At 50.4% G+C, this 1719-nt stretch carries 2 protein-coding genes and 1 pseudogene; all 3 read left to right on the forward strand.

The window, feature by feature from the left end; translation table 11 throughout:
- Window positions 1–223: 223 nt before the first annotated feature.
- Entirely contained in the window at window positions 224–439 is a 216-nt protein-coding gene (locus ACTBDU_RS16390) for a hypothetical protein (RefSeq protein ID WP_438807212.1), read from the forward strand.
- Window positions 440–723: 284 nt separating this feature from the next.
- Entirely contained in the window at window positions 724–939 is a 216-nt protein-coding gene (locus ACTBDU_RS16395; protein WP_438807213.1) for a hypothetical protein, read from the forward strand.
- Window positions 929–1558, forward strand: a pseudogene (locus tag ACTBDU_RS16400) (DUF3164 family protein). Before ACTBDU_RS16395 ends, ACTBDU_RS16400 begins: the two are co-directional and overlap by 11 nt.
- Window positions 1559–1719 lie beyond the last annotated feature (161 nt).

Below are 1719 nucleotides of genomic sequence, written 5' to 3' on the forward strand. Positions count from 1 at the left end.
CAAAGGCGTCATCCTGATTGAAACCGACCCCGGCTATACCGCCAAGGTATTATTGCAGGCGCTGTGCGCCCGGCTGGGTTTGTTAAAAACCGGCAATATCCACGAGCTGGTCGAGGAGTGTGTGCAGGGGCTTGCGCGACAAAAACTGGCTGGTCCTGGTTGAAGAGGCCGAGCTGCTGCCCTACAGCTTGAGGTCCTGCGCCGCATTCACGACCGTTCCGGGGTGGCCATTGTCCTGGCGGGCATGGCGTTAGACCTGGCGTCCCGCAGGAAAGAGAGCGAAGCCGAGGACTTCAGGGCCATTCTTGGCAGCCTGCTATCGAACGGCGAGGTCTCGGATAAACCGCTGGCGTGCGGGGTGGCCCGGACAAGCGCTATCGGCAATCAGGGGATGTCCGTGACGTTAATCGACCGCTATGCAGAAATGCTGATTCATTGAATGAGAAAAGTATGTCAGTCCATTATAAAGATGGTATCGACCAACAATCATCTTGACGCAGGCAGAAGCCGTTATACCGTATTTAACGATAAAAAGCGTGATATTGCATGACTGTAAGCCGGTTATCCGTATTGAACACCATACGCTCTGTAAGCAATTATTAAAAAAGGGTCAGGCGGATTATATTGCCGTTGGCAAAAACGCACGGGGTAATTTTAAGCAATGGGTATTCATGAAAAATGAATGCAAGGTTATTTGGTCAGCATCATTATATTGAGGTCACCATGACAATTGAAATTAACATTATTGTTCAGCAAACCCCCATCGGCATTGATGTAAATATCAATGCCAGCGGTACGGGCAGTGAAGTTAAAAAGAATGAAGCCCAGTTTATTCACGATGCACTTGCTACCGTATTATCGTGCCGGGCTGATTTCGAGGCCATCAATAAAGGCTCTATTGCCAATACATTTAACAGGAGAGGTCATCATGTCCACTAACTTACATGACAATACGCTGCCCGCCGGTTACTGGCAGGATGCCAAGGGCGTATTGATACCCGACGCCATGGTAAAGCTTATTGATAAGAAGCGCGAAGCGCTGATCAAAGCTATTGTGGCACGCGGTCGGCCACTGCATGAGGCATTGAGGGATTTTAAACACCGCGCGTTTGTCGATATCCAGGCATTGATTGACCTGTCGGTTGAGCAATACGGGGTGAAGCGTGGCGGCAGAAAAGGCAATGTGACGCTGTATTCCTTTGATGGCCGCTACGAGGTCATTCGCGCGCTGCAAGACCGCATTACCTTTGATGAGCGTATCCAGGCCGCCAAGGCGTTAATTGATGATTGTATGGCGGAATGGACATAGAATGCGCGACCGGCGCTGCTGGCTATTATTGACCAAGCGTTTTCCACCGATAAGAACGGTGATATTAATCCGGCCCGTATTCTGCAGCTGCGTCGCCATGATATTACCAACCCGCGCTAGTTGCGGGCGATGGGTGTGCTGGCGGAAGCGCTGCAGGTGGTCAGCAGCAAGAGCTATATCCGCCTTTATGAGCGCATCGACGAGATCGGGCAATATCGGCCGCTGTCGCTGGATATCGCCGGGGTATGAATCATGAAGGCAGAACAGTTTAATCAATGCTATCCGGGCGGCGCGTACTTTATTTATCAACCTAACCGGATTTTAAAAGAGGGCACATTAATAAGAACACTGGACAGGGCAACGGATTTAATCACCTGCACGGAGGTTGAGATTAATGTAGCGCCTTATTT

It is taken from the genome of Sodalis sp. (in: enterobacteria), from assembly GCF_051710625.1.
Taxonomy (GTDB): Bacteria; Pseudomonadota; Gammaproteobacteria; order Enterobacterales; family Enterobacteriaceae; genus JBPESN01.

What these genes read in the sequence shown, in the direction of transcription:
- ACTBDU_RS16395 (WP_438807213.1), top strand. Translation starts at nt 724, where the DNA reads ATGACAATTGAAATTAACATTATTGTTCAGCAAACCCCCATCGGCATT.